At 73.7% G+C, this 1,761-nt stretch carries 2 protein-coding genes; both read right to left on the minus strand.

What is annotated here, in order from left to right:
• On the minus strand, positions 1–325 hold a 325-nt coding region (locus ACFFNX_RS49150; protein ID WP_378213358.1), incomplete at its 3' end, for an ATP-binding protein.
• 767 nt (positions 326–1,092) lie between these two features.
• On the minus strand, positions 1,093–1,761 hold a 669-nt coding region (locus ACFFNX_RS49155; protein WP_378213359.1), incomplete at its 5' end, for a S8 family serine peptidase.

The raw sequence follows: 1,761 nt of genomic DNA on the forward strand, positions 1-1,761 counted from the left end.
GCCCGGGGTCGCCGTGTGCCGCTCCCGCCCCGAGCGGCCCGGGGACGTCGCGCGGCTCGGCCGGCGTCCCGCCGAGGCATTCCAGCATGACGTGCAGCGGAACGCGGTGCCCGAACTCCTCCGCGGCGGCCGAGCGAACCGCGCACCCCCGCCGCGCGGCCTCGGCCAGGAACGACTCCAGCAGCGCCGACTTGCCGATCCCCGGCTCACCTTCGATCCACACCGAACGGCCGGCGCCGTCCATGACTTCACCCAGCAGCCGGCCCAGGAGGTCGAGCTCGTCGTCACGGCCGACCAGAGCGGGGTGGGGAGAACAGACAGCCACGTGAGGCTCCGTCCTGATGTGGTTTTCCCAACATTCAGTACCGAACTCCAACACAGACTACGGAGGAATGTGCGGTAGTCAAGGGAAGTCGGGCCCGTAGGACGGCCGAGATACACGACAATCAACGCCACACCGCGTGCGCCGGATGACGGAACCGGACATCACCGTCCGCCCCGTCGTGAAGACGAAGCACACGACCGCGGACCGAGGCGGCGGGATGCCGGGTGGCAGGGCGAGCGCACGAAGCGGCGTGAAGCGGAACCCGGACCTGCACGATCCAACGCTGCCCGGCGGCGTCCGCGAAAGGCCGCCCCGACCACTTCGAGACGGACAGGCCGCCTGCGCCGTGCGTGGGCTCGCGCCCGGTTCACGGTGTGTGGCCGGTGACGAGGAGGCCGCCGAGTGTTGCGCAGCCGGTGGAGGCGATGAGGGCGCGAGGTATGCCGGGCGCCGATTCCGTGGCGCGGGCGACGGCAGATTCCGTGGTGAGGAGGCCGCCGAGCGCCGGGTAGCCGGTGACGGTGGCGGGGGTGATGTGGGCGAGGTGTGGCGGGCGCCGGTTCTGCGCCGCAGGCAGGGATGGCCCGTTCTGGGTTTTTGGTGGGTGGCCGGGTCTTGCCGGTGGCCGCGGTGGATTCCGTGGTGAGGAGGCCGCTGGGCAGCCGGTGACGTCGGTGGAGCCGATGGGGGCGAGGCGCGCCCGGGGGTGGTTCTGCGGTGTGGGCTGGGTGGACTTGGCAGGTCTGTTCCGGGGCTTCGGCTGGCGGTCAGGTCTCGTCGGGGGTGGCGGGGCGCCAGCCGCGGCGGCGGCCGCGGCGGATTGTGGCGGTCAGGAGGCCGCCCAATGCCGCGCAGCCCGTGACGGCGGCCGAGGTGATGAGGGCGAGGTGCGTCGGCCGTCGGTTCTCCGGTGTGGGCAGGACGACCTCGACCGGCCGGTTCTGCGGCTTCGGCGTGCTCTCGCCGCTCTCCTCCGGCAGTGCCGTCGTCACCGCCGCGACCGGGTCGACCATTCCGTAGCCGAGGGCGGGATCGGGCAGGCGTCCGGTCGGGTGGTCGGCGGTGGCCTCCAGGCGGTGTGCCACCTCGGCGGCCTTGAGCGACGGCCGGTAGTCGCGTACCAGTGTGGCCGCGCCGGCCACGAACGCGACCGCCACCCCGCTCCCGGACGCGACGACGTTCCCGTTTCCCCTAGGGGCGATGCTCACCAGGCCGGCGCCCGGCGCCGCCAGCGCCGGTGCGGCCGTCGAGGACTGGCCCGAGGAGGCCGGTGAGCCGTCGGACTGGATCGAGGCGACGGCCAGCACGCCCGGCAGGGCGGCCGGGTAGGACGGCGCGCCGGAGGACGTCATCCCCGGCGGGTCGGTCGAGGCGACGACGAGGACGTCATGGCCGGTGGCGTAGCTGACCGCGGCGCGCAGGGCCGCCGGCGCGGT

Source organism: Actinoallomurus acaciae, from assembly GCF_042429965.1.
Classification (GTDB): domain Bacteria; phylum Actinomycetota; class Actinomycetes; order Streptosporangiales; family Streptosporangiaceae; genus Actinoallomurus; species Actinoallomurus acaciae.